21 protein-coding genes are annotated in these 25,001 nt (G+C 68.9%); 11 read left to right on the plus strand and 10 right to left on the minus strand.

The window, feature by feature from the left end; translation table 11 throughout:
- Positions 1-16: 16 nt before the first annotated feature.
- From IBX53_RS06945 to IBX53_RS06960, 4 genes are all read right to left on the minus strand, one after another.
- Positions 17-1,357, minus strand: coding sequence for an ABC transporter permease (locus tag IBX53_RS06945; protein WP_290907127.1), 1,341 nt, complete (start codon positions 1,355-1,357; stop codon positions 17-19).
- A complete protein-coding gene (locus IBX53_RS06950) occupies positions 1,354-2,481 on the minus strand; it encodes an ABC transporter permease (protein ID WP_290907128.1) in 1,128 nt (375 codons plus the stop codon). The genes IBX53_RS06945 and IBX53_RS06950 overlap by 4 nt, the downstream gene beginning before the upstream one ends.
- On the minus strand, positions 2,478-5,045 hold the full coding sequence (locus IBX53_RS06955) for an ABC transporter substrate-binding protein (RefSeq protein ID WP_290907130.1): 2,568 nt from the start codon (positions 5,043-5,045) through the stop codon (positions 2,478-2,480). Before IBX53_RS06955 ends, IBX53_RS06950 begins: the two co-directional genes overlap by 4 nt.
- 88 nt (positions 5,046-5,133) lie before the next feature.
- Positions 5,134-6,339, minus strand: a complete 1,206-nt coding sequence (locus tag IBX53_RS06960; protein ID WP_290907131.1) for a methyltransferase — start codon at positions 6,337-6,339, stop codon at positions 5,134-5,136.
- A gap of 66 nt (positions 6,340-6,405) precedes the next feature.
- Here IBX53_RS06960 and IBX53_RS06965 point away from each other — a divergent pair, with 66 nt between their 5' ends.
- The 7 genes from IBX53_RS06965 to IBX53_RS06995 all read left to right on the plus strand — a co-directional run bounded on the left by IBX53_RS06965 (position 6,406) and on the right by IBX53_RS06995 (position 11,580).
- Positions 6,406-6,546: a hypothetical protein gene (locus tag IBX53_RS06965; protein ID WP_290907132.1), complete on the plus strand. Its 141-nt coding sequence runs from the start codon at positions 6,406-6,408 to the stop codon at positions 6,544-6,546.
- A gap of 102 nt (positions 6,547-6,648) precedes the next feature.
- The gene (locus IBX53_RS06970; RefSeq protein WP_290907134.1) at positions 6,649-6,927 is read left to right on the plus strand and encodes a peptidylprolyl isomerase; all 279 of its coding nucleotides are present in this window, start codon (positions 6,649-6,651) and stop codon (positions 6,925-6,927) included.
- A 149-nt stretch (positions 6,928-7,076) separates the two neighbouring features.
- Positions 7,077-7,283: a DUF6494 family protein gene (locus tag IBX53_RS06975; RefSeq protein WP_290907135.1), complete on the plus strand. Its 207-nt coding sequence runs from the start codon at positions 7,077-7,079 to the stop codon at positions 7,281-7,283.
- The gene (locus IBX53_RS06980; protein WP_290907137.1) at positions 7,276-8,217 is read left to right on the plus strand and encodes an ABC transporter ATP-binding protein; all 942 of its coding nucleotides are present in this window, start codon (positions 7,276-7,278) and stop codon (positions 8,215-8,217) included. Before IBX53_RS06975 ends, IBX53_RS06980 begins: the two co-directional genes overlap by 8 nt.
- Positions 8,214-8,975, plus strand: a complete 762-nt coding sequence (locus IBX53_RS06985; RefSeq protein ID WP_290907138.1) for an ABC transporter permease — start codon at positions 8,214-8,216, stop codon at positions 8,973-8,975. The genes IBX53_RS06980 and IBX53_RS06985 overlap by 4 nt, the downstream gene beginning before the upstream one ends.
- Before the next feature lie 66 nt (positions 8,976-9,041).
- Positions 9,042-10,040 (plus strand): nucleoid-associated protein YejK, encoded by a 999-nt coding sequence (yejK, locus tag IBX53_RS06990; RefSeq protein WP_290907140.1) that lies wholly within the window; start codon positions 9,042-9,044, stop codon positions 10,038-10,040.
- A 208-nt stretch (positions 10,041-10,248) separates the two neighbouring features.
- Positions 10,249-11,580: a diguanylate cyclase gene (locus tag IBX53_RS06995; protein ID WP_290907141.1), complete on the plus strand. Its 1,332-nt coding sequence runs from the start codon at positions 10,249-10,251 to the stop codon at positions 11,578-11,580.
- Here IBX53_RS06995 and trxC read toward each other — a convergent pair.
- Entirely contained in the window at positions 11,495-11,932 is a 438-nt protein-coding gene (trxC, locus tag IBX53_RS07000; protein WP_290907142.1) for a thioredoxin TrxC, read from the minus strand. The genes IBX53_RS06995 and trxC overlap by 86 nt on opposite strands.
- 172 nt (positions 11,933-12,104) lie before the next feature.
- Between trxC and IBX53_RS07005 the strand changes: the two genes are divergently transcribed.
- Positions 12,105-13,910 carry an ABC transporter transmembrane domain-containing protein gene (locus IBX53_RS07005; RefSeq protein ID WP_290907144.1) on the plus strand — a complete coding sequence of 602 codons (1,806 nt, stop codon included), beginning with the start codon at positions 12,105-12,107 and terminating at the stop codon, positions 13,908-13,910.
- Positions 13,911-13,922: 12 nt separating this feature from the next.
- Here the strand turns inward: IBX53_RS07005 and IBX53_RS07010 are convergent, their stop codons facing one another.
- The 3 genes from IBX53_RS07010 to IBX53_RS07020 form a co-directional block, all read right to left on the minus strand.
- Entirely contained in the window at positions 13,923-16,298 is a 2,376-nt protein-coding gene (locus IBX53_RS07010; protein ID WP_290907146.1) for a DNA polymerase II, read from the minus strand.
- Positions 16,299-16,384: 86 nt separating this feature from the next.
- Positions 16,385-16,807: a hypothetical protein gene (locus IBX53_RS07015; protein ID WP_290907147.1), complete on the minus strand. Its 423-nt coding sequence runs from the start codon at positions 16,805-16,807 to the stop codon at positions 16,385-16,387.
- A gap of 21 nt (positions 16,808-16,828) precedes the next feature.
- Positions 16,829-17,146 (minus strand): cupin domain-containing protein, encoded by a 318-nt coding sequence (locus IBX53_RS07020; RefSeq protein ID WP_290907149.1) that lies wholly within the window; start codon positions 17,144-17,146, stop codon positions 16,829-16,831.
- A gap of 330 nt (positions 17,147-17,476) precedes the next feature.
- Here IBX53_RS07020 and acnB point away from each other — a divergent pair, with 330 nt between their 5' ends.
- From acnB to IBX53_RS07035, 3 genes are all read left to right on the plus strand, one after another.
- Positions 17,477-20,080, plus strand: coding sequence for a bifunctional aconitate hydratase 2/2-methylisocitrate dehydratase (gene acnB / locus IBX53_RS07025; protein WP_290907150.1), 2,604 nt, complete (start codon positions 17,477-17,479; stop codon positions 20,078-20,080).
- Between the two features lie 217 nt (positions 20,081-20,297).
- On the plus strand, positions 20,298-20,786 hold the full coding sequence (gene rraA / locus IBX53_RS07030; RefSeq protein ID WP_290907151.1) for a ribonuclease E activity regulator RraA: 489 nt from the start codon (positions 20,298-20,300) through the stop codon (positions 20,784-20,786).
- Between the two features lie 86 nt (positions 20,787-20,872).
- Positions 20,873-22,756, plus strand: coding sequence for a glycerophosphodiester phosphodiesterase family protein (locus IBX53_RS07035; protein WP_290907153.1), 1,884 nt, complete (start codon positions 20,873-20,875; stop codon positions 22,754-22,756).
- Positions 22,757-22,763: 7 nt separating this feature from the next.
- Here the strand turns inward: IBX53_RS07035 and IBX53_RS07040 are convergent, their stop codons facing one another.
- Both IBX53_RS07040 and IBX53_RS07045 read right to left on the minus strand, forming a co-directional pair.
- A complete protein-coding gene (locus tag IBX53_RS07040) occupies positions 22,764-24,593 on the minus strand; it encodes a gamma-glutamyltransferase family protein (protein WP_290907155.1) in 1,830 nt (609 codons plus the stop codon).
- 109 nt (positions 24,594-24,702) lie between these two features.
- Positions 24,703-25,001, minus strand: a 299-nt coding sequence (locus IBX53_RS07045; protein WP_367171544.1) for a putative PEP-binding protein, incomplete at its 5' end; no start/stop codon positions are given.

Here is a 25,001-nt window from a genome sequence, read left to right on the forward strand (position 1 = left end):
GCCGTCGTCCCTGCCATCACAGGCTCCTCAGTCGTGGATTGAAGACCCGATCCAGCGCGAAGCCGAGCATGGCGAAGCCGAGACCGGTGAGCATCAGCAGGATCGCCGGGGCCACCACCCAGTAGACGTAGCCGTTGTAGAGCGCGCTCTGGGACTGGGCATCGTTGAGCACCTTGCCCCAGGTGGGCAGCTCGGGGTCGCCCAGCCCCAGCACCGCCAGCGATGCCTCCAGGAAGACGAAGGTGGGGATCAGGGTCACGAAGGTGGGGATCAGCACGGGCAGGATGCGCGGCAGCATGTAGCGCCACACGATGCGCATATCCGAGGCCCCGTAGGCGAGTGCGGCCTCGATGTAGGGCGCCTCGCGGATCGGCAGCAGCATGGCGCGGTAGGTCTTGATGCCGGCGCTGAAGATGCCCAGCAGCACCACCACCCCGAGCATCAGCCAGATGCTGGTCGAGTAGAGGGTGCCCACCATCACCAGGATCGGCAGCACCGGCAGGATCATGTTGACCTCGGTGAGCCGCTGGATCACGGCGTCCACCCAGCCGCGGTACCAGACCCCCACGGCGGCGATCACCAGGGTGGTCAGGGTGGTGCCCACCGCGGCGATCAGCCCGAAGGCGAGCGCCACCGGCGTTCCCCACAGCAGCGCCAGGCTGAGGTCGCGGCGCTGGTGGTCGGTGCCGGCGATGCCATGGACCCGGCCGTAGAGCACCAGTTCGGCCTCGAGCCCGGCCTGATCGTCGAAGACCACCGCATCGAGCAGCAGCCGATAGCCGCCATGGAGCACCTCGGGCTCGCCCTCCGCCAGGGGGTCGCTCAGCAGTCCGATATGGGGCGCGAGGCCGCCCAGTCGCTGCGCCAGGCCGCGGTCCTGGGAGATCGAGATCCGCTCCTGGCGGGCGACCCGATAGCCGCCCAGCGCCACCTCGCGGCCATCCGGGGTCTGCCAGGTGAGCCGCACGAAGGGGGCGCGGGCATGGTCCTCGGCGGCGAGGAAGAGGTTGATCTCGCTGGGAAAGCCATCGTAGGCGTAGTCGAAGTCCAGCGGGACCTGCAGCCGCCGCCCGCCCGGGAAGGGCACCTCCTCGATCTCGGCGGCGTGGCTGGCCACCGTCAGGGTGCGGGCGGCGTTGCCGCCGCGCAGGCGGTCGACCCAGGCCGGCGAGGCGTTGACCGGGTGGCGCTGCCACATCTCGCCGCCCCGCCAGCGCTCCAGGGCCTCGCCGTAGGGAATCACCAGCGGCGTGGCGAGGGCCACGCCGGCGAGCAGCAGGATGATCAACACACCCAGCAGCGCCGAGGGGTAGCGGGCCAGCTCTCGCCAGGCCCTGGGCCGGGTCTCGGTGCTCATCGGCGACCTCCCTTGATCCGTACCCGCGGGTCGAGCAGCGCATAGAGGATATCGAGCGCGAACACGGTCGCCGCCAGCAGGTAGGCGAAGATCACCACCCCGCCGATGATCACCGGGGTATCGCGGTGGCCGATGGCCTGGAACAGCAGCGAGCCGAGCCCGGGCCAGTTGAACACCTGCTCGAGGATGATCGCCCCGCTCCACAGGCCGATCAGCATCAGCAGGAAGCTAGTGATGATGGGCGAAAGCGCCGGGCGCAGGATGTAGCGGCGCTCGATGCGCCGCGACGAGAGCCCCTTGGCGCGGGCCATCTCCACGTAGTCCTCGCTTGCGTGGATCAGGAAGAAGGTCCGCCAGGAGTAGATGGAGACGAAGATCGAGGAGAGGAACATCGCCGCCACCGGCAGCAGCATATGGCGGATAAGGCTGGCGGCGTATGCCAGGCGGGATTCGGGAGGCGGCGCGGTGACCATGCCCCCGGCGGGCAGCAGCGGAAACAGGAAGGCCAGCAGGAGGATCAGGAAGATGCCGTAGAACCAGCCCGGTGCCGCCGAGCTCGGCGCCAGGGCGACCACCATGCGATCCAGGCTGCTGCCGTAGCGCCGCGACAGCCGCAGGGCGGCGAACACCGCGGTGAAGAACACCAGCAGGTTGGCGGTGCCGAACAGCAGCAGGGTCGCCGGCAGCCGCTCGGTGATGATGTCGCGCACCTCCCGGGAGCCGCGATCGCTGTGCATCTGCTCGGCACGCCCCAGGTCCAGGCTCATGGCCCGCCTGAGGTAGTCGAGGCTGCGCACCACGAAGGGCTGGTCGAGGCGCAGCCGCTCCACCTCCAGGGCCACCTGGCGCGCCACCAGGGCGTTGCGCTCCTCGCCGGGCATGTCGAAGAAGGCCGGATCGGCGCGCACCGTCTCGACCACCTCGCTCCTGATCTGCACCAGGCGCAGCTCATCCACCTGACCGCCCATGTTGGCCACCACGATGGTCAGGTAGACCCCCACCAGCACCGTGGCCAGCAGGGCGACGAGGCGCCCCAGGGCGAAGAGCAGCAGATGGCGCAGGTCGCGCAGGCGGGCGCGACGCAGTGAGGGGCGCCGCGGTTCGGTGGAGGAATCGGGGGTCATCGGGGCACCTCCTCGCCGGCTGGCACGGTGGCAAACACATGGGAGGCGAAGGCCGGCAGCGCCACCCGCCGGCTGATCACGGCCAGCTCCAGGCTGTTGGCGCCGCTGCCCAGGGCCGCCAGGACCTCGGCGTCCAGCAGCACTCGCCACTCGCCATCGCCCAGCGGCCTGGCCTCGCCGCGATGGGCAAGCGCCCCTTGGCCGTCGAACAGCAGGTAGCTCACCTCCTGGACGTCCGCCTCGGGATAGGGCTCGCCCTCCACGGTCAGGCTGAGGCGAAACTCGGCGGCCTCGCGCCCCTCGCCGCCGCCGGCCGCCAGGCCGTTGCGAGCGCTCGGGGCGACCGCCTCCACCACCAGGGGGCCATCGAGCACCAGCTCCGGAATAGGCGCCGTGCTCAGGCCGAGCCAGCGGTCGGCGGGGTCGCGATACCCCTCGAAGCGGCGCAGCACCACGCTGCCCTCCACGGGATGTACCGAGTGGAGCCGATAGGGGCCGCTGCCCACCCAGAAGTGGCCGAAGGCCTCGTGCCAGGCGGCGAGGGCCTCCAGGCGGCGCTCGCGCTCGCCCGGCGAGAGCCACTCGCCCAGGGCCACTTCGTAGGGCAGCTCGCTGGCCTCCCTGGCCTGCTCCAGCAGCCGCGCCAGCGCCGGCAGGCTGGGGCCGGCCACCAGGCTCAGCCAGTCGACCCGGTGGCGGTCCGCCTTGTTGGAGGAGAAGGCCAGCTCGCCGCGGCGCTCGCCGAGAATGCCCAGCATCAGCACGTGCCAGGGCAGCGGGCTCGGCGCCCGGGCGGCCACCATGCTCTCGGCGTCGGGGAAGATCTGGTCGCTGTAGACCTCGATCACCAGTGGCTCGGTGGAGAGGATCCGCCAGCCGCGGAAGTGGCGGCGGAAGGCCTCGAAGGTGGCCAGGTGGGCCGGGTCGAAGAGCGGGCTCGCCTCGCTGGCGCGCTCGACGTCGAGAATCCAGGGCAGCACGAAGTCCGCCGGCGTCAGCCAGGAGCCGTCATGCCAGCGGTGGGCGAACAGGTCATCGTCGTAGTGGACCCGCACCCGGGTGCGGGCGGAGCGCCCCTCGGGGTGGGCCTCCTCGGCGGTGATGAAACGACCGTAGAGGACATCCCAGTCGACCCAGGCGTCGTCGGGCACCCGGATATGCGCCTCCCGGGTCACCGTCAGCCAGTCGAGGGTCTGCTCCACCGGCACGCCCTGTTCCACCGCCACCTCGGCGCGGGCGATGCGCTGGGGGTGGTAGAGCCCGGTGTAGGGGTCGGGCAGCACCATCGGGTCCAGGGTGGCCCGGGTGATCATGCGGTCGAAGGCCCAGTTGCTGCCGGCCACCGGGTTCCAGGGCTCGCCCAGCAGCCCCGGCAGCCCCACCACCATGCGCCCGCCGAGGCGGTCGGTGTAGCGCAGGGTGTAGGGCCACAGCGCCGAGCCGGAGACCCCGCCGGCCAGATCCGCGGCCACCTCGACGTTGGCGGCCCTGGCCGAGGCGTTGAGCTGGTCCACCAGCCACACCCGGGAGGAGTCCGCGAGGGCCAGCGCCAGGGCCTCGGCCATCATCGCCTGGCGCTCCTCCCAGCTGGCGTAGTCGCGCCGGGAGAGCCGATCGGCGAGCGCATCGAACTCGGGCGCGGGGCGGTAGGCCTGCCACAGCGGCTCGGCGCGCCCGCGGGGGGTGTAGTAGAAGCTGAAGTTGTCCGCCTGGTCGCGCTGGATCACGATGGAGATCCAGGCGCCGGTGTAGAGGTGCCAGTGGCCCGCCGCGGGGTCGGTGGCGATCCACAGCCGCGAGGCCTCCTCGGCGGTGCGGTAGCGGCGCTCCACCTCGAAGCCGATCTCCTGCAGCAGGTTGGCGAGATAGTCCCCCACCCGGCGGCGCTCGTCCTCGGTGCGGATCAGCAGGCGCAGGCGCACCGGCTCGTCCTCGAAGAACCAGCGCCCTTCCCGGCGCTCGGCGCCAAGCTCTCGCATGCCGGCATCGATGGCGGCGCGGGCCCGCTCGGGGTCGTGGGCATAGTGCAGCTCCAGCGCCCGGGCCACCTCCGCCAGCCGCGAGTAGTCGGGAAAGGCGGTGGAGAGCGGCAGGGTGCGCGGCACGGCCAGGCCGCCATAGAGCTCCTCGGCCACGTGGCGACGGTCGATCAGCCAGTTGAGCGCCTCGCGGATCTCGGGCAGGGCGAAGGGGTTGAGGCTGCCGTCGGCAAGCGTCGGCCCGGCGGGGTTCAAGGTCAGCTCGCTGGACGTACCGAAGGCCAGGTCGATGTCGGCGTGGACGGAGTCGCGCAGCCGGTTGACCACCGTGGGGCTGGAGATCCCCTGGCTGAAGAGCTGGTGGCTGCCCGACTCGATCAGCCCGGTGACCCGGCCGATGTCGGTCTCGCGCAGGAAGACGATCTCGTCGAGCAGCGCTCCGCGGCGCTCGGCCAGGGCCGCGCGGTCGAGCTCGACGTCCAGGCGAGGCGGCTCCCGCCCGGGCCTGTCCACCGATGGCCACAGCGCCACCCCCACCACAGCGGCGAGCAGCAGCACGCTGATGCCGAGTCCCACGCCTCTCATGCTCTCATCCCTGCTTCCGACCAGGCCTCAGGCCTCCACTGTGACCGAGCCGGGGCAGCGAGGAAACCGCGCCGTGACGGCCGGCGTTTCAACGCTTGCGCCCGCGCAGCACCAGGTTGCGAGGGGTGAGCTCCCGGGGGCAGAAGGTGCCGAGCTCCACCGCATAGCCGGCCTCCTCCAGGAAGGCCACGCGATCCAGCGCCAGCCACACCTCCAGAGGGCGGCGGAAGAGGTGGCGGGCGAGTTCCAGGCGGGCCACCTCCCGCTGGCGCTGCCAGCCGGCGGCCTCGTGGGCGCGCCAGTCGATTCCTGCGGGCAGCACGATGCCCTTCTGCTGCGCCGCCCAGCGGCAGAAGGCCTCGAAGGTCGCGGGCATCTGGCCGTAGGCGAGACTCGGCACCGGCAGGTAGGCATCGACGCCGCGCACCTCGCGCTGCAGCCGGTCGAAGCCGAGCCGCCAGGCGCCGGCCCGCTCCCGGTGGCGCTGCACGCCGCGGGGGGCGGTGACCGTCTCCTGCACGGCCAGGGCCAGGTCATCGCGCTCGAGCGACAGGCCGTGCGCCTCGGCCAGGCGGCGACCGAGCCGGGAGAGCGGCCGATAGCGCTCGTCCGCGGTGCGCTGGTAGCAGCAGGGCGCCAGGGTCACGGCACTCCCCGCTTCGGCGGCGAGCGTCAGCAGCCGCCGGTGCAGGTCGCCGCAGGCGTGCAGCGCCGCCACCCGGGTCCGGGCGTCCAGCCACGCCGCGGCGTCCTCGGCCATGACGTCCTGCTCCCGCAGCGTCACCCGAGCGCCCTGCCGCCGGGCCAGGGCGCGGCCCGCCTCGCACAGCGCCGGCTGCCACTCCAGGGCGGTCACCTCGATGGCATGCCGACGCGACAGGGCCCGGGCCAGGTGCCCCTTGCCGGCACACCACTCCACCAGCGCCTCATCCGGGGCGACCTCTACCTGGGGCAGGAAGGCCTGCACCTGGCGCCACTTGCGCCCCCCGACCTGTTCTCCCCAGGCGTCGGGCAGTCCCTCGGCCCGTACCCCGCCCTGCCCCGCCAGCGCCGGCAGGGCCACCAGCCGAGCCAGTTCCTCCACGGGCAGCCAGGCGGCCAGGGGGGAATCCATGAAGGGAGCCTCCTGCAGGCGCGCCACGTCGGCGTCGGAGAGCGCCAGCAGCGCCTCGGCCAGCCCCGGCCAGCTCGCCTGCCAGGGCAGCCGCGGGTGCTGGAAGGGCAGGCAGCGCCACAGCGGCTGCCATTCGCCCAGCCGCTGGGCAAGCTGGGTAAAGTGCTTGGTGTGGGTCATCGTTCCTGATGGCATTGAGGTTCTCGCGCAGCCCGAGGTGAGCCCGCTGAGCGCCATTGTGACACGGTGAGCGGCACAGGCGCGCCACGCGGCGCCGAGGCCACCCTGAACGTTCGCGTGATCGGCCATCCGGTCTTCTCCAATGAGGTCCGCCTGGAACTGGAGGGCCTGCAGGCCCTCCGGATCAGCATCGGGCTGGGTGGCTGAGCCGTGCTGCCGGCCCTTCCCCTCGGGAAGAGGCATGCTATCCTCGCCGTGACACGCCGGCGGCACCGCCGGCACCACGGAACCAACCTTCAGGAGACTTCCATGGCCAAGGCAACCGCCCGTCATATTCTGGTAGACAGCAAGGAGAAGTGTGAGGCCCTCAAGGCCGAGATCGAGGGCGGCCGCGACTTCGCCGAGGTGGCCCGCGAGAACTCCACCTGCCCCTCCAACCGCCAGGGAGGCGACCTGGGCAGCTTCGGCCCCGGCCAGATGGTCCGCGAGTTCGACGAGGTGGTATTCTCCGGCGAGCTGAACAAGGTACACGGCCCGGTGAAGACCCAGTTCGGCTACCACCTGCTCGAGATCACCAGCCGCAGCTGATCCCCGCGAGATCACCGATCCCGGCCGCGCAGGATTCTCCTGCGCGGCTTTTTTCTTGTACATATACTGTAAAATCCACATCGCCTGTATCATTCGGCGAGTCGCGCTAGGATGGTGGGCATCATCGACCACGCCAGGAGACGGACAGGATGAACGACGAGGCCTTTCAGAAGAGTATCCGCAAGCTGCTCAAGACTGTGGGCGTCACCACCCAGCAGGAGATCGAGAAGGCGGTGCAACTGGCGCTGGAGGAGGGGCGCCTGACGGGTGACGAGGCGCTGCCGGCAAGCGTCCGGGTGCAGATCACCGGGCTCGACCTCAACCTCACCTTCGAGGAGGACATCACCCTTGAGTGACGCCCCGGTCATTGCCGTCGAGCGACTCTCGAAGGCCTATGCGGGCGGCTTCGAGGCGCTCAAGGAGATCAGTCTGGAGATCCGTCACGGCGAGATCTTCGCCCTGCTGGGCCCCAACGGCGCCGGCAAGACCACGCTGATCAGCGTGATCTGTGGCCTGGTCAATGCCACCTCCGGCCGGGTGCTGGTGGACGGCCACGACAACGTACGCGAGTTCCGCGCCGCCCGCGAGCGGATCGGCCTGGTCCCTCAGGAGCTGACCAACGAGGCCTTCACCACGGTGTGGGACACCGTAAGCTTCAGCCGCGGGCTGTTCGGCAAGGGCAAGGATCCGGCCCACATCGAGAAGGTACTGCGCTCGCTGTCGCTGTGGGACAAGCGCCACAACCGCCTGATCACCCTCTCCGGCGGCATGAAACGACGGGTGCTGATCGCCAAGGCGCTGGCCCACGAACCGGAGATCCTGTTCCTGGACGAGCCCACCGCCGGGGTCGATGTGGAACTGCGCCGCGACATGTGGGAGGTGGTGCGCCAGCTGCGCGACAGCGGCGTGACCATCATCCTCACCACCCACTACATCGAGGAGGCCGAGGAGATGGCCGACCGCATCGGCGTGATCCGTCGCGGCGAGCTGGTGCTGGTGGAGGAGAAGCAGGCCCTGATGCGCAAGCTGGGCAGCAAGGAGCTGACCCTGCACCTGCGTGAACCGCTGGAGACGGTGCCGGGCTCACTCGCCCGCCATGAGCTGGCGCTGGCCGAGGAGGGCCACGCGCTGGTCTACACCTACGACGCCAACGTACCGGGCGAGGACCAGGCCGGCATCGCCGAGCTGCTCGCCGACCTGGAGGCCGCCGGCATCGGCTTCAAGGACCTGCACACCCGCCAGAGCTCCCTGGAGGAGATCTTCGTCAGCCTGGTCAAGGAGACGGCATGAACCTGCAGTCCGTGAAGACCCTCTATCAAGCCGAGATGGCCCGCAGCCTGCGCACCGTGCTGCAGAGCATCGTCTCGCCGGTGATCTCCACCTCGCTCTACTTCGTGGTGTTCGGCGCAGCCATCGGCACACGGATCAGCGAGGTGAACGGGGTCAGCTACGGCGCCTTCATCGTGCCCGGGCTGATCATGCTGATGCTGCTGACCCAGAGCGTCTCCAACGCCTCCTTCGGCATCTTCTTCCCGCGCTTCTCGGGCTCGATCTACGAGATCCTCTCGGCGCCCATCTCCTACTGGGAGATCGTGATCGGCTACGTGGGGGCGGCGGCCACCAAGTCGATCATTCTGGGGCTGATCGTGCTGGTCACCGCCCGGCTGTTCGTACCCTACTCCATCGAGCACCCGCTGATGATGGTGCTGTTCCTGCTGCTCACCGCGGTGACCTTCAGCCTGCTGGGCTTCATCATCGGCATCTGGGCCGATGGCTTCGAGAAGCTGCAGCTGGTCCCACTGCTGGTGATCACCCCGCTGACCTTCCTGGGCGGCACCTTCTACTCCATCGACATGCTGCCCCCCTTCTGGCAGGCGGTGACTCTGGTCAACCCGGTGGTCTACCTGGTGAGCGGCTTCCGCTGGAGCTTCTACGGCATCAGCGACGTCAGCCCGGTGGTGAGCCTGGGCATGATCCTGCTGTTCCTGACCGTGGCCCTGGTGGTGGTGGAGCGGATCTTCCGCACGGGGTACCGGCTCAGGCCCTAGGCGACTGTCGGCATGACACCGGGACGGGTATCATCGCCGCCCTTGACCACCACCCGGGAGAGACCCATGCCGATCCTCAACGCCATCGTTCACCGCATCGAGAAGAATGGCGACGCCCCGGCGAGGCTGGTCGCCGCCGAAGCGACGCTGCCCGGGACCGACACCCTGGACGCCCTGCTGGAGGGGCTCAACCGCGCCTACCACGCCAAGGGCAAGGCGTGGGGCCACTTCGCGGACGAAGGCAGCGAACAGGCGTCGCCGCTGGCCGGGGAGCTGGCCGACTACCTGGCCGATGGCCGCGACTTCGTGGCCCTGACCCGCGCCATCGCCGAACGCCTGACCGCCCTGCTCGACGCCCACCTGTCGGTGTCCGGTGACCTGGTCGTGCTGGAGACCCGCTTCGGTGATGGGCACTTCCTCACCCTGGCCCTGCTCCACCATCGCGAGGGCTTCGCGGTGGACCCGCAGCTGGCACTGGTGCCGGCCCGCCAGCTCAACCTGGCCCAGATGAGCCTGGCGGCACGCATCGACCTGACCCAGTGGCAGGCCGGCAACTCCCGGCAGTACCTCTCCTGGACCCGCGACCGGGGTGGCAAGGCCCTGGCCGAAGGGTTTGCCGCCCTGCTCGGCGCCGTGGAGGGAGTCGATGCCTCCGGCGAGACCCGCACCCTGCTGAGGGCGTTCAGCGACTTCGTCGAGAAGGAGGACCTGCCCGAGGAGGCGAGCCGCGAGAAGACCGACGCCCTGATCGGCTACGCCAGCGACCAGGCCAGCCGCGGCGAGCCGATGACGCTGGAGGAGCTCTCGGAGGTGCTCGATGAACAGCAGCCCAGGGCCTTCTATGACCATATCCGCAACGCCGACTACGGCCTCTCCCCGGAGATCCCCCCCGACCGCAGGACCCTCAACCAGTTTCGCCGCTTCACCGGCCGCGCCGGCGGGGTCTCGATCAGCTTCGACTCCCACCTGCTGGGTTCCAGCGTGGAGTATGACGAAGTCGCCGATCGGCTGATCATCAAGCAGGTGCCCAAGCAGTTGAAAGATCAGCTCAAAGGAAAGAACTGATCCATCAGGGATGAGAAAACTCAGGCTATTATGCTGATTATAAAGGATAATCTAATAGCGTAAGTCTTGGCTTACAAAGAATGTAGGCAATAAAGGACAGCGAGTTGAAGTGGCTGGCGCCCGACTCGTTTCAGGACCAAGCTTCACCAGATACCCAAGTGACAAGCATCCTGTGCGCGTCATGGGCCCGGCATCCGAGGGATCTGGCATGCGGCAACTGATTGGAGAGGCTGAGCTTCTGAACTGGCAGGCTGAGTTCCGAGACCCGGCCATGGAGGCACTGTTCAAGCGCTCGATACTGGCGCATCACGCCTGCCAGCTGCGCCTGGCTCTTTGCCTGATTGCCGGGTTATTCCTGGCCTTTGTCCTGGCCGACTATGTGTTGCTCGGATTCGGCGATAGCTTTGCCACCCTGCTTTCCGTTCGCCTGGTCACCGTGGCGGCCTGCCTGGTCGTGGTCCTGGCTATCTGGCGGCGGCCGGCGGTGGCCCAGATGATCTTGCCCATCAATCTGGTCTGCCTGCTGTGCCTGTCCGTGATGCTGCTGACCATACTGCTGCGACCCTTGCATGAGGGCATCCACGTCGCCTCCCTGGTGGTGGCCAGCATGGCGCTCTATCTCTTCCTGCCCAACCGCCTGCCCTGGATGCTGGCCGGCAATGCCTACCTGATCGCGGGTTTCCTGACGGTGTCACTCTCTGGCTCCAGCCTGCCGACGGTGCTGGTGATGACCAGCCTGCTGCTGCTGATATTCGTCAACCTCCTCGGCTTGATGACGATCACGCGGATCAAGCGCCTCAAGCGCGAGCAGTTTGCCCTGCTGCTGGAGGAACGATCGACGAATCGCCGCCTCAAGGAGGAAATCCAGGAGCGCGAGGAGCTTGAGGCAAGGCTGCGCCACATGGCCTGCACCGACGGCCTGACCGGCATTTCCAACCGTCGCCACTTCTTCGAACTGGCCGAGCAGGAGCTGCGCCGCGCCCGTCGAGACGGTACCCCCCTGGCACTGTGCATGGTCGATGTGGACCTCTTCAAGCAGCTCAATGACCGTCACGGCCATGCGGTGGGTGACCTGGTGCTCACCACGGTGGCCGGTTGCTGCCAGTCGGTATTGCGGGAATCCGACGTCCTGGGCCGCTATGGCGGCGAGGAGTTCGTGATTGCCCTGCCCCTGGCAGATCTCGGCACCGCGGCGGCCATCGCCGAGCGGCTGCGCAAGAGGGTCAGCGCGCTGAAGCTGCCGATGCTCGGCGACGAGACGCCACTGACCGTCACGGTTGGCATCAGCCGCATCGAGGCACATGAGACGCGGCTCGATCCCGCCCTGCTGCGCGCCGACAAGGCGCTCTACAAGGGCAAGTCACAGGGGCGCAACCGCGTGGTGGTATCCCCCCGGCCATTGCCGGACAACCACGCCTCGTTCTCCGGGACCGACTGGGCTTACTGTCTGATGACTATGCCAGATGCGGACGCAGCCACTGACGCAGTTGGGATGCTTGCAGCACCCCTGGCTGTCGGGCCACCTCCTGGCCGTTCCTGAACACGATCAGGGTGGGAATGCTGCGGATGCCGAAGCGCCCGGCCAGGCCCTGCTGGGCCTCGGTATCAAGCTTGGCGAAACGCATGCGCGGCTCCAGCTCGCGAGCCGCCTCGGCGAATATCGGCGCCATCATCTTGCACGGGCCGCACCAGGCCGCCCAGAAGTCCACCACCACCGGCAGTTCGCTGCGTTCCACCAGGGCACGGAAATTGGCTTCCGACAGCGCCACCGGCTCGCCGGTGAACAGCGTTTTCTTGCACTTACCGCACTTCGGGCCGTCGTTCAGGCGCGCCTGGCTGACACGGTTGATGGCGCCACAGTGAGGGCAGCCAAGAGTCAGGGAATCGGTCATGGGGATCTCTCGGGTAGCGTTGTCTGAAGCCGAATATGGCGCTTGCTCTCTCCCCCTTCAAGCGACATCGCGTCGCGCCACCCGCACCCGGCCCTCCAGGCCATGCGGGGAGCTTGCCGGGCTGCTATCGTCGGCGCATGCTCCATCCCTTTCCTGCCTGCCGAGATCCGCGATGAGTTCACGCCCCGACCCGCGCGTGCTGCTGCGCCTGCTGGGCCTGCTGGCCCCCTATCGATGGCGACTGGCTTTGGCGGCCATCGCCCTGCTCGCGGCCTCGGGCAGCGTGCTGCTGCTCGGCCAGGGGCTGCGCCTGGTGATCGACCGCGGCTTCATGGCCGCCGACAGCGATGCCCTCGGCCAGGCCCTCGCGCTGATGCTCGGCGTGGTGACGGTGCTGGCCATGGCCTCGGCGCTGCGCTACTACCTGGTGACCTGGATCGGCGAGCGGCTGGCCGCCGACCTGCGCCGCCGGGTCTTCGACCACCTGCTGACCCTGGAGCCCGGCTTCTTCGAGAGCGCCCAGGCGCCCGGTCAGGCCGCCGGCGAGATCACCTCGAGGCTCACCGCCGATACCAGCGTGCTGCAGAGCCTGTTCGGCTCCTCGGTCTCCCTGGCGCTGCGCAACCTGCTGATGCTCATCGGCGCCGTGGCGCTGATGCTGGTGACCCAGCCCTGGCTCTCGGCCATCGTCCTGCTGGGCATTCCCGCCACGGTGCTGCCGATCCTCTGGTTCGGGCGGCGGGTGCGGCGGCTCTCCCGCGCCAGCCAGGACCGGGTGGCGGAACTCGGCCGGTATGCCGACGAGGCGCTCTCCGGCATCCGTACCGTCCAGGCCTTCACCCACGAGAGACTCGACCGGCGCGACTATGCGGGTCGCGTCGAGGAGGCCTTCGAAAGCGCCATCGAACGCACCCGCCAGCGTGCCTGGCTGACCGGCATCGCCATGCTGGCCGTCTTCGCGGCGGTGGGCATCATGCTGTGGCAGGGCGGCCAGGCGGTGCTGGCCGGCACCATGAGCGCCGGCGAGCTCTCGGCCTTCGTCTTCTACGCGGTGCTGGCGGCAGGCGCCGTGGCGACCCTGGCCGAGGTGGCCGGGGACGTGCAGCGCGCTGCGGGCGCCGCGGAGCGCCTGCTGGAGCTGCTGGATACCCGGCCGGCCATCGCGCCGCCGGCGCACCCGGTGCCACTGCCCGAGCCGCCCTCCGGCGAGCTGCGCTTCGAAGGGGTGAGCTTCACCTACCCGGGTCGGGAGACCCCGGCGCTGGCGGGATTCGACCTGACCATACAACCGGGTGAGCGGGTGGCCCTGGTAGGCCCCTCCGGGGCCGGCAAGAGCACCCTGCTTGCCCTGCTGTTGCGCTTCCACGACCCCGACGCCGGCACCCTGCGCCTGGACGGCATCGACCTGCGCGAGCTCGACCCCGGCGCGCTGCGCTCTGCCCTGGGGCTGGTGGCCCAGGAACCGGTGCTGTTCACCGGCAGCGTGGCCGATAACCTGCGCTACGGCGACCCGGAGGCGGACCTGGAGACCCTGCGCCGGGCGGCCCGGGACGCCAACGCCCTGGCCTTCATCGAGGCACTGCCACAGGGGTTCGACACCCCCCTGGGCCCCGGCGGCGTGCAGCTCTCGGGCGGCCAGCGCCAGCGCCTGGCGATTGCCCGGGCGCTGCTCAAGGACCCGCGGGTGCTGCTGCTGGACGAGGCCACCAGTGCCCTGGATGCCGAGAGCGAGCGGCTGGTACAGCAGGCCCTGGACCGGCTGATGGTGGGTCGCACGAGCCTGGTGATCGCCCACCGGCTGGCCACGGTGGTGTCCGCCGATCGCCTGCTGGTGCTGGACGAGGGCCGGCTGGTGGCCGCCGGTCGCCACGCGGAGCTGATGACATCGAGCCCCCTCTACCGCCACCTGGCCGAGCTGCAGTTCGGGCGGTATCCGACGCCCTCGGGAACCGACGCGACCTGGCCTGCCCACAGCTGACCCCTGCCGCGCTCAGAACAGCCCCAACTGGCGGTCGATCAGGGTGGCGAAGTCGTCGCCCACGAAGGGCAGGATGGCGTCGGCCACCGGCTGGAGCTGGCGGGTCAGGTAGTGGTCGGTGTCGATGGGCGAGTGGCGCGCCTCCAGGGGCTCGGGGCCGGCCAGGGTCATCACGTAGCGGATCCAGCCGCCGTGCTGGTACTGCCGCGGCCGGCCCAGGCGGTCGTTCTCGGCATCGGCGAGCCTGGCCGCCCGCACGTGGGGCGGCACGTTGCGGCGGTAGTCGTCCAGGCGCCGGCGCAGCCGCTTGCGGTAGACCAGCCGCTCGTCGAACTCCCCCGCCCGGGCACGCGCCAGGAAGGCCTGCACGTAGACGCGCACATACTCCCGCCAGGGTTCGCCGGTGAAGACCCGCCGGTAGAGCTCCTGCTGGAACGCCTTGGCGAGCTCCGTCCAGTCGGTGCGCACCGTCTCGAGGCCCTTGAACACCAGCCGCTCCTGGCCCTCCGCGTCCCGCACCAGCCCCGCATAGCGCTTCTTGCTGCCCGCCTCGGCGCCGCGGATGGTGGGCATCAAGAAGCGCCGGTAGTGGGTCTCGAACTGCAGTTCCAGGGCGCTCGCCAGACCATATTCCTCGGCCAGGTGTTCGCGCCACCAGGCGTTGACGCGATCCACCAGCCGATGGCCGATCGCTGCCGCCTCCTCTTCCTCGCAGGGGCGGCCCAGCCAGACGAAGGTCGAGTCGGTGTCGCCATAGATAACGGTATACCCCTCCGCCTCGATCAGCTCGCGGGTGCGGTGCATGATGGCGTGGCCGCGCATGGTGATCGATGAGGCGAGGCGCGCATCGAAGAAGCGGCAGCCCCTGGAGCCCAGCACCCCGTAGAAGCTGTTCATGATGATCTTCAGCGCCTGGGAGAGCGGCGCGTTGCCGGCACGCTTGGCGGCCTCGCGCCCGGCCCAGACGCTCTCGACGATGGCCGGCAGGGCATGGCGGGTGCGCGAGAAGCGCGCGCCGCGAAAGCCCGGCACCGAGGCGGCATCCGAAGGCTCGGCGAGCCCCTCCACCAGCCCCGCCGGGTCGATCAGGAAGCTGCGGATGATCGAGGGGTAGAGGCTCTTGAAGTCGAGCACCAGCACCGAATCGTAGAGGCCGGGGCGGGAGTCCATGACGAAGCCGCCCGGGCTCTCGGCGTCCTCTCCCTCGCCGAGGCTCGGGGCCACCAGGCCCAGGCGATGCAGCCGCGGCAGGTAGAGGTGGGTGAAGGCCGCCACCGAGCCGCCGCTGCGGTCGGCGGGCAGGCCGGTCACCGCGGCCCGCTCGAGCAGGAAGTCCAGCAGCTCGGCCTTGGCGAAGATCCGCGTGACCAGCTCGCAGTCCCTGAGGTTGTAGCGGGCCAGCGACGGCTTGTCCTCGGCGAACATGCGCAGGATCTCGTCCAGGCGCTGGTAGGGGTTGTCGATCGCCTTGCCCTCGCCCAGCAGTTCCCGGGCCACGTTCTCCAGGCTGAAGGAGGGGAAGTGCCAGGTGGCCGAGCGCAGCGCCTCGATGCCGTCGATGATCAGCCGCCCGGCGGCGGCGGCGAAGAAGTGGTTGGGCTGGTGACCGTGGGCGCGCCACTCGAGCTCGCTGCCACCGCGGCCCAGCCGGAGCGGCACACCCAGCCGTTCGGCGTGGTCGCGCAGCACACGCAGGTCGAACTGCACCAGGTTCCAGCCGATGATGGCGTCGGGGTCATGCTCGGCGAACCAGGCGTTGAGGCGCCGGATCAGCTCGGCGCGGCTGTCGCAATACTCGAGCGTGAAGTCGAGTTCGCTCTCACCGCCGTTGACCGGCCCCAGCATGAAGACGCAGCGCTGGCCGCAGCCCTCCAGGGCGATGGAGTAGAGCTCGCCCCGGCCGCTGGTCTCGATATCCAACGATACCGTGCGCAGCCGCGGGCGATAGGCCGGCGCCGGGCGCAGGCGCGCCTCCACCAGGCCGCCCTGTCCATCTGCCTTGCCCGTGACCTCGACGGGGGCGGTGATAAAGCGCTCCATCAGGTAGCGCTCCGGCGGGCGGATATCGGCCTCGTGGAGCGCGAGGCCGGCCTCGTCCAGGCGCCGCTCGAGTCTCAGCAGCTGCCGGTACTGCTCGCAGTAAAGCCCGAGCACCGGGCGGTGATGGAAGTCACGCAGCTCAAGCGCGCGCAGGGTGATCCCCGCTTCGCCGGCCAGCAGCGCCTCGGCCGCTGCACGCTGCTCGGCGGGCAGGAAGGCCACCGCGGGCTGCACCGGCAGGCGTACCCGAAGCGGCCCCTCGTCGGTGGCCAGCCACAGGGTAACCTCGGTGCCCCGGGGCGTGTCCTCCCAGTGACGGGTCAGGATAAAGCCCTGCCTTGATTCCACCCTGTCGCCTCGTGTCAGAACCGTCACGGCGTGAGTCTACCGGCGAACGCAGGGCACGACATCCAATCGTGACTCAGACATCGGGCTCAGCCGCCGTCGTCTGGCTGCCCGGTCAGCACCTCGAGCACGCGCCGAGTTCCCTCCCGGTTGCGCCGCTGCTGGTCGCGATACTCGTCGGTGTCGATCTCCGGCCAGCGCTCGCCGCGACGCTTCACCACCGGCAGGCCCGGTTCACCGTGGTGCCAGAGCCGGTGGGGCACTCTCGCCTCCCGGACCCCGCCACCGTCCAGATCGACATGCCAGACATGGTGGTAGTCCCTGGGGCGACGGTGGGTCCCCGGCTCGCCCAGGCGCAGCAGCCTGGGCGTGCGGGTGGTTTCGATCAGGGTGCCGCTCCAGGCCTGGCGAGTCTCCCGGGCCGGCGCCAGCCACAGCTGCCAGGCCACCACCGGCAGGGCCAGGGCGAGCAGCAGCAGGATGCGTCGAAGCGTACGCGGGACCTTCTCCATGGCGGCCTCCCTGGTGCCGAGTCAGTCGTAGTGCACCGCCAGCCAGACGGTCGCCTCGTCGGGGTCGGTCCAGGCGACCCGGTGCCGTCGGTGGGCGGGAATCAGCAGGTGGTCCCCCGGGCCGAGCGTCACCTCCTCGCCCTGCTCGAAGGCCACCACGCCGCGCCCCTTGAGCACCAGCACCCACTCGTGGCGAGGCTGGTCATACCAGCCGCTCTCGGGCGAGGTATGGCCACGGGAGACGATGCGCTCCACCGTCACCGCTTTACCGCTGATGAGCTCCTCGAAGCGCTCCTCGGGAAGGCGATCGGGAATCCCCTCGAACAGGTTGCCTATCATCTTCACCTCATTGCCAGGCCCTGATGGAACCTTAGGCCTTGACTGAAAAGTCGGCGAGCGCGGCTGAAATCCTGGCGCCGGCCATCGCCGGCGCCGTCTCACTATTCCCGCTTCCCTCTCCCGCCGTTGTAGCCCGACCCACATGGCGCCGACCAAAGTGCTAGGCCCCATGGGACGGGGCTTGCTTAACATTGTCGACAGTCTCGCGTAGAATCGCGACCAACCAGGACGAGGGGTCTTGCACCCCTGACTCCAGTGCCAGAGGCATGTTTCGGCGAGCATTCTGCCGAGCCGCGTCACTCTGGCTCCACTAGCAATGAGGGCCCTAACGTGCTTGAAGCCTATCGCCAACATGTCGAGGAGCGCGCCGCCGAAGGCGTGCCGCCGAAGCCGCTGAACGCAGAACAGGTCGCCGCACTGGTCGAGCTGCTGAAGGCTCCGCCGGCCGGCGAGGAAGAGGTCATCCTCGACCTGATCACCAATCGCGTTCCCCCCGGTGTTGACGAGGCCGCCTACGTCAAGGCCGGCTTCCTGACCGCCATCGCCAAGGGCGAGGCCGAGTCGCCGCTGATCGACAGGATCCACGCGGTCAAGCTGCTGGGCACCATGCAGGGCGGCTACAACATCGTCTCCCTGGTCGAGCTGCTGGACGACGCCGAGCTGGCCAAGGAAGTGGGCGAGCAGCTCAAGCACACCCTGCTGATGTTCGATGCCTTCCACGACGTGGAAGAGCGTGCCCGCGCGGGCAACGCCGTGGCCAAGGACGTCATCCAGTCCTGGGCCGAGGCCGAGTGGTTCCTCTCCAAGCCCGCCCTGGAAGAGAAGATCACCCTGACCATCTTCAAGGTGCCGGGCGAGACCAACACCGACGACCTCTCCCCCGCGCCTGACGCCTGGTCGCGCCCCGATATCCCGGTGCACGCCAATGCCATGCTCAAGAACGAGCGTGACGGCATCGAGCCCGAGGTGCCCGGCACCACCGGCCCGCTGAAGCAGATCGAGGAAGTGAAGGCCAAGGGCTTCCCGGTCGCCTACGTGGGCGACGTGGTCGGCACCGGCTCCTCACGCAAGTCCGCCACCAACTCCGTGCTGTGGTTCTTCGGCGACGACATCCCCTACGTGCCCAACAAGCGGGCCGGCGGCTTCTGCTTCGGGGGCAAGATCGCCCCGATCTTCTTCAACACCATGGAAGATTCCGGTGCCCTGCCAGTGGAGATGGACGTCTCCAGGCTCGAGATGGGCGACGTCATCGACGTCTACCCCTATGAGGGCAAGGTGTGCAAGCACGGCACCGACGAAGTGCTCACCACCTTCGAGCTCAAGACCCAGCTGATCCTCGACGAGGTGCGCGCCGGCGGCCGCATCCCGCTGATCATCGGCCGCGGCCTGACCACCAAGGCGCGTGAGTCCATGGGTCTGGCCCCCTCCGATGTCTTCCGCCTGCCGGAGCAGCCCGCCGACACCGGCAAGGGCTTCACCCTGGCCCAGAAGATGGTCGGCAAGGCCTGCGGCCTCGAGGGCGTGCGCCCGGGGATGTACTGCGAGCCGGCGATGTCTACCGTGGGCTCCCAGGACACCACCGGCCCCATGACTCGCGATGAGCTCAAGGATCTGGCGTGCCTCGGCTTCCAGGCCGACCTGGTGATGCAGTCCTTCTGTCACACCGCCGCCTACCCCAAGCCGGTCGATGTGGACACCCACCACACCCTGCCCGACTTCATCATGAACCGTGGCGGTGTCTCCCTGCGTCCGGGCGACGGCATCATCCACAGCTGGCTGAATCGCATGCTGCTGCCCGATACCGTGGGCACCGGTGGCGACTCCCACACCCGCTTCCCGCTGGGCATCTCCTTCCCGGCAGGCTCCGGCCTGGTGGCCTTCGCCGCCGCCACCGGCGTGATGCCGCTGGACATGCCGGAATCGGTGCTGGTGCGTTTCAAGGGCGAGCGGCAGCCGGGCGTCACCCTGCGTGACCTGGTCCACGCCATTCCCTACTACGCCATCAAGGAAGGGCTGCTGACCGTCGAGAAGTCCGGCAAGAAGAACGCCTTCTCCGGTCGCGTGCTGGAGATCGAGGGCCTCGAGGACCTGACCGTCGAGCAGGCCTTCGAGCTCTCCGACGCCTCCGCCGAACGCAGTGCCGCGGGCTGTACCATCACCCTCTCCGAGGAGAGCGTGACCGAGTACCTGAAGTCCAACATCACCCTGCTCAAGTGGATGATCGCCAACGGCTACGGCGACCGCCGTACCGTCGAGCGTCGCATCCAGGGCATGGAGGAGTGGCTGGCCAACCCGAGCCTGATGCGCGCCGACAAGGACGCCGAATACGCCGAGATCATCGAGATCGACCTGGCCGAGCTCAAGGAGCCGGTACTCTGCGCCCCGAACGACCCTGACGACGCCCGCCTGCTGTCTGATGTGGCCGGCGAGAAGATCGACGAGGTGTTCATCGGTTCGTGCATGACCAACATCGGCCACTTCCGCGCCGCGGGCAAGCTGCTCGAGAAGCAGCCGGCCGGCAGCCTGAAGACCCGTCTGTGGCTGGCGCCGCCCACCAAGATGGACCAGCACCAGCTGACCGAGGAAGGCTACTACGGCATCTACGGTCGCGCCGGTGCACGCATGGAGATGCCGGGCTGCTCGCTGTGCATGGGCAACCAGGCCCGCGTGGCCGCCAAGTCCACCGTGGTCTCCACCTCCACCCGCAACTTCCCGAACCGCCTCGGTGACGGTGCCAACGTGTACCTCGCCTCCGCGGAGCTGGCGGCCGTGGCCGCCGTGGAAGGTCGCCTGCCCACCGTCGACGAGTACCGCCGCTACATGGGCGAGTTCGACGCCATGGCCGGCGAGATCTATCGTTACATGAACTTCCACGAGATCGAGGAGTATCAGAACGCCGCTTCCAACGTGATTCCGGTCACCCAGGAAGCCTGATAGCCCCGTTTTCTGATATCCTCAGCTTCGACTCCGATGCTCGCAACATCGAATGGCCGCCTGAGCGGCGGCCTGAGCCGATGACAGAAGCGCCCCCGCCTGGGGGCGCTTTTTTCGTTGTGGCGGCGTGGGTGAGCGTTCCCACCAAAGCCGTCCTGTCTGATCGCTCCAGCTATGGCATCATCGAAGCCAGATACCCGGTGCAAGGAGTCCCGACATGAGCCATATCATTACCCCCGATATCTGCGACGCCCATCCCGAGGTGCGGGTACTGGACCCGCTGTTCGTCAACTTTGGTGGCCGCGAAGCCTTCTGCGGGCCGATCCGCACCGTGAAGTGCTTCGAGGACAACTCCGCGGTCAAGGAGGCGGTGGCCGAGCCCGGCGAGGGCGCGGTGCTGGTGGTGGACGCCGGGGGCTCCCAGCGCTGTGCCATGCTCGGTGACATGCTGGCCGAGCAGGCCGCCGACAACGGCTGGAGCGGGGTGGTCCTGTATGGCTGCGTGCGCGACGTGGACGTGCTGGCCGAGACCGATCTCGGCGTGCAGGCCCTGGGCGCCCATCCGCGCAAGAGCGAAAAGCGCGGTGAGGGGCAGCGTGATATCCCGGTGACCTTCGCCGGCGTGACGCTCGCCCCCGGCGAGTGGCTCTACGCCGACAACAACGGCATCATCGTGGCCAATGAGCGCCTGCCGCTGGAGGGCTGAGCCGCCATCGCCGGCACCGGGCCGCCCTTGCAGCCCGATACAGGCGGGTGTCACCCTGACCCCATGATCCTCATAGCGAACGCGCCATGCTGGCCCTGTCCCAGCTGAGCCGCGATGTGCTGCGCAGCCTGCGCGAGCACCTGCGGCCACTGATCGTCTATCATCTGTTCTTCACCCTGCTGGCCTCGCTGTTGCTGCTCCCGGCAGTGGCCTGGAGCCTGACCCGACTGCTCGCCCGCTTCGGCCGCCCGGTGATCACCAATGCCGAGCTCGTCGACATCCTGATGAGCGTCGGCGGTGCACTGTGGCTGCTGGCCGCCGTCGGCCTCACCTTCCTGGTGCTCTACCTCCAGCAGGCGGGGATGATCCTGGTGGCGGTGCGCCCTCGGGACAACCACGTCCGCCTGGCCTTCGAGGCGCTGTGGTGGACCCTGCGCCGGCTTCCCCAGCTGGCTGCTCTGGTGGTGGTGCAGGTGGGCGCCCACCTGCTGCTGGTGATCCCGGTCGCCTTCGCCATCGCCTGGCTCTATGGTGCCTTCCTGGGCGGGCTCGACCCCTACTATATTCAGCGGGTGCGCCCACCGGCGCTTTGGCAGTTCCTGGCCATCGGCCTGCCGCTGGTGGTCACCTGGGCGGCCATTGCCGCCACCCTCTACTTCCGCTGGATCCTGGCTCTGCCGCTGACGGCCATGGAGGGGCTGTGGCCCCGCCAGGCGCTGAGCCGCAGCCACCGCCTGACCCACGGGCGCAAGAGGCCCATCGCCGTGGCAGTGGTCGCCCTGCTGCTGCTGATCATTGCCCTGCCCCTGCTGGCCACCCTGCTCTTCGACCGGCTGTTTACCCCCATGCTGTGGTGGCTGCCGGAACGCAACGCCGTGCTGGTGCCGGCCACCCTGGCCTACCTCACCGCCTACGTGCTGCTGACCCTGGCCATCACCTTCGTCGGCATCGCCGCCAACGCTCTGCTCTCCGCCTGCCTCACCCTGCGGCTGGCCCACCGCGAGCCGCGCCCGGCCCCGCCACCGGGCAATGCCCATCCCGGCCGTCTGGCCTGGGCGCTGGAACTGGGGGTGATCGCCTTTGCCCTGTCCCAGGCGTGGCTGATCGTCAACAGCTTCGAGCTGCGCGACGAGGTCGCCGTCATCGCCCATCGCGGCAGCTCCATGGTCGCACCGGAGAACACCTTGGCCGCGGTGGAGCAGGCAGTAGCCGATGGCGCGAACTATGTGGAGATCGACGCACGCCTCACCGCCGACGGCGAGGTGGTGCTGTTCCACGACCGCAGCCTGACCCGTCTCACCGGCGATCCGCGTGATCTGGGGGAGGTGACGAGAGAGGAGCTGGCGGCCTTCGACGTGGGCAGCTGGTTCGGCGACGCCTTCCAGGGCGAGCCGATTCCCGGCCTGGATGAGGCTCTGGCCGCGGTGCGCGGCCGAAGCGCCCTGATGATCGACATGAAGCCGGATCCCGGGCGCGAAGTGGCGCTGGTGGAGGCGGTGATCGCCTCCCTCCACGAAGAGGCGCAGGAGCGTCAGGCCTGCCATGACGCGGCCGCGGATGCCGAGGCGACCGCGGCCTGCGGGAGCGTGGACGTGGTCGGGGAGACCCGCCTGGCCACCATGTCGGCGGCCCTGGTCAAGGAGATTCGTGCCCGGGAGCCCGAGCTCAGGGTGACCCTGCTGGCCCAGCTGATCCTGCCCGGCACTCTGGACCGACGCGGCTTCGATGCCCTTGGGCTGCGCCACAACCGCATCAGCGAAAACGAGATCCACCTGGCGCGTCACTACGGCTATGAGGTCCACGCCTGGACCATCAACGACCGCGCCCGGATGTCTCAGCTGATCGATCTGGGCGTCGACGCCATCATCACCGACCGCCCGGAACTGCTCGCCGAGCTGCTGGACGACCGCCGCGAGCTCGGCGACGGCGCCCTGCTGCTGGTCAAGCTGCGCAACTGGCTAAGGCACTGATTTCGTTTCAGTCGCCCATCACCACCCCCTCCCGGCGCGGGTCGGCGCCGCCGAAGAAGCCGGAATCCGTGCGCTGGATGGCCTGCAGGCCGCTGACGAGCTCGCGCTCGCTGGCGTCGTGGCCGCGGGCGTTTAGCGACTCCAGGGTCGCGGCCGGGAAGCGCCCCTCCTCGAGGAACACTGGCCCCCCCAGGGTAATGGCGTGAGGCAGGTCCAGGGCCTCCTGGGCGTCGAACCCCCAGTCGAGCATCGCCACCAGCGCCTTGGCGGTGTAGTGGATGATGGCGGCCCCACCCGGCGAGCCGAGGCTGGCCACCAGCTCGCCGCTGTCGCGGCTGAACACCAGGGTAGGGCTCATGCTGGAGCGCGGCCGCTTGCCGGCTTCTACCCGGTTGGCGATGGGTCGGCCTGCCTCATCCTCGGGCTGGAAGGAGAAATCGGTAAGCTCGTTGTTGAGCAGGTAGCCGCCGGGCAGGCCGGTGCCCCCGTTGGCCAGGATGCGTGAGCCGAAGGCAGCTTCGATGGTGGTGGTCATGGCGATGGCGTTGCCGTGCTCGTCGATGATGCTGATATGGCTGGTGCCGAACTCCGGCTGCGTTGGCTGGACCGCCCAGGCAGTCGCGAGTTCGCCGGGGTTCCCCGGTTCGGCACCACCGCTGCCCAGGCTCTCGTCGCCGATCAGCTCGGCGCGAAGCCTCAGGTAATCCGGGTTGAGCAGGCTCTCCCAGTCGCCGCCGGGGGCCTCGACGAAGTCCGGGTCGGCGATGAACTTGCCGCGGTCGGCAAAGGCCAGGCGCGAGGCTTCCAGGAACTGGTGCAGCCAGGGTTCGGTGGGTACACCCTCCTCCACCGGCGTCTCGATGTCAGCCAGATGATCGAGGATCCCCACGATCTGCATGAGGGTCAGATGTCCGGAGGAAGGTGGCGGAAAACCGCAGATGCGCCAGAATTTCCAGTCCGTACAGATGGGCTCACGCTCCTTGGCGGCATAGCTCGCCATGTCCTCACGACTGAGAGACCCGGCCCGCACGCCATGGTCCTTTACCCGATCCACCAGGTCCCGAGCGATATCTCCGGTGTGCAGCGCAGTGCTGCCGTTATCGGCGATCTCGCGCAGTATCGCCCCCAGCGCCGGGTTCTTGAGCTCATGGCCCACCGCCAGGGCCTGGCCCTCCTCGTCGTAGTAGAAGGTTCCGCCCAGCGGATCGTCACGTAGCCGCTCCTCACTCGAGAGGCTTGCATGCAGTCGCCGGCTGACCGGAAACCCCTGCTCGGCCAGGGTGATCGCCGGACCGAACAGCTCTGCCCAGGGCAACTTGCCGTGTTCACGGTGGGCCAGTTCCAGCATGCGCACCGTGCCGGGTACCCCGACCGAGAGACCGCTGGCCGCCGCCTCCATGAAGCCCAGGGGATTGCCCTCCTCGTCCAGAAAGAGCGTGCCATCCACCTCCGCGGGTGCCGTCTCGCGCCCGTCGAAGGCCTTGACCGTGTCGCCATCGAAATGCATCAGGAAGGCGCCACCGCCGATCCCGCTGGACTGGGGCTCCACCAGGGTCAGCACCATCTGCACGGCGATGGCGGCATCAATGGCGCTGCCACCCGCCCTCAGCACCTGGTAGCCGGCGTCGGTGGCCAGCGGGTTGGCGGCGGCCACGGCGAAGCGCTCGGTGGCCCAGCCGGGCTTCTCCTCGCTCTCGGAGGCGACTTCCGGGGCGATGGCCGGCAGGTCGTACTGGAAGGCGACCTCTGCCTGGGCCGCAAGCGGCAGGCCGAGCATCAGCGCGGCAGTGACCGACACCAGCAGGCGGCGGCGGAAGGGAACGGCGGTCAATGTCATGGGGACAGGCTCCTTGTCGCTGGGGATTCCGGCAGCAGAGTCTGTCAGCATAGACGAAAGACGCCCGGCCGACGGGGGTCGACCGGGCGTCTTTACCACCGCTGGCGGCTCAGCCCAGCGTTTCGCCGGCCAGCATGAACCAGGTCTCGAGGACCGCATCGGGATTGAGCGACACGGAATCAATGCCCTGCTCCATCAGCCACTTGGCGAGGTCCGGATGATCCGATGGCCCCTGGCCGCAGATGCCCACGTACTTGCCCTTGGCCTTGCAGGCCTGGATGGCCATGGCCAGCAGCTTCTTGACCGCCGGGTTACGCTCGTCGAACAGGTGGGCGACGATGCCGGAGTCGCGATCCAGGCCCAGGGTGAGCTGGGTCAGGTCGTTGGAGCCGATGGAGAAGCCGTCGA

The sequence above is a fragment of the Halomonas sp. genome, from assembly GCF_014859505.1.
In the GTDB taxonomy this organism is placed as follows: Bacteria; Pseudomonadota; Gammaproteobacteria; order Pseudomonadales; family Halomonadaceae; genus Halomonas.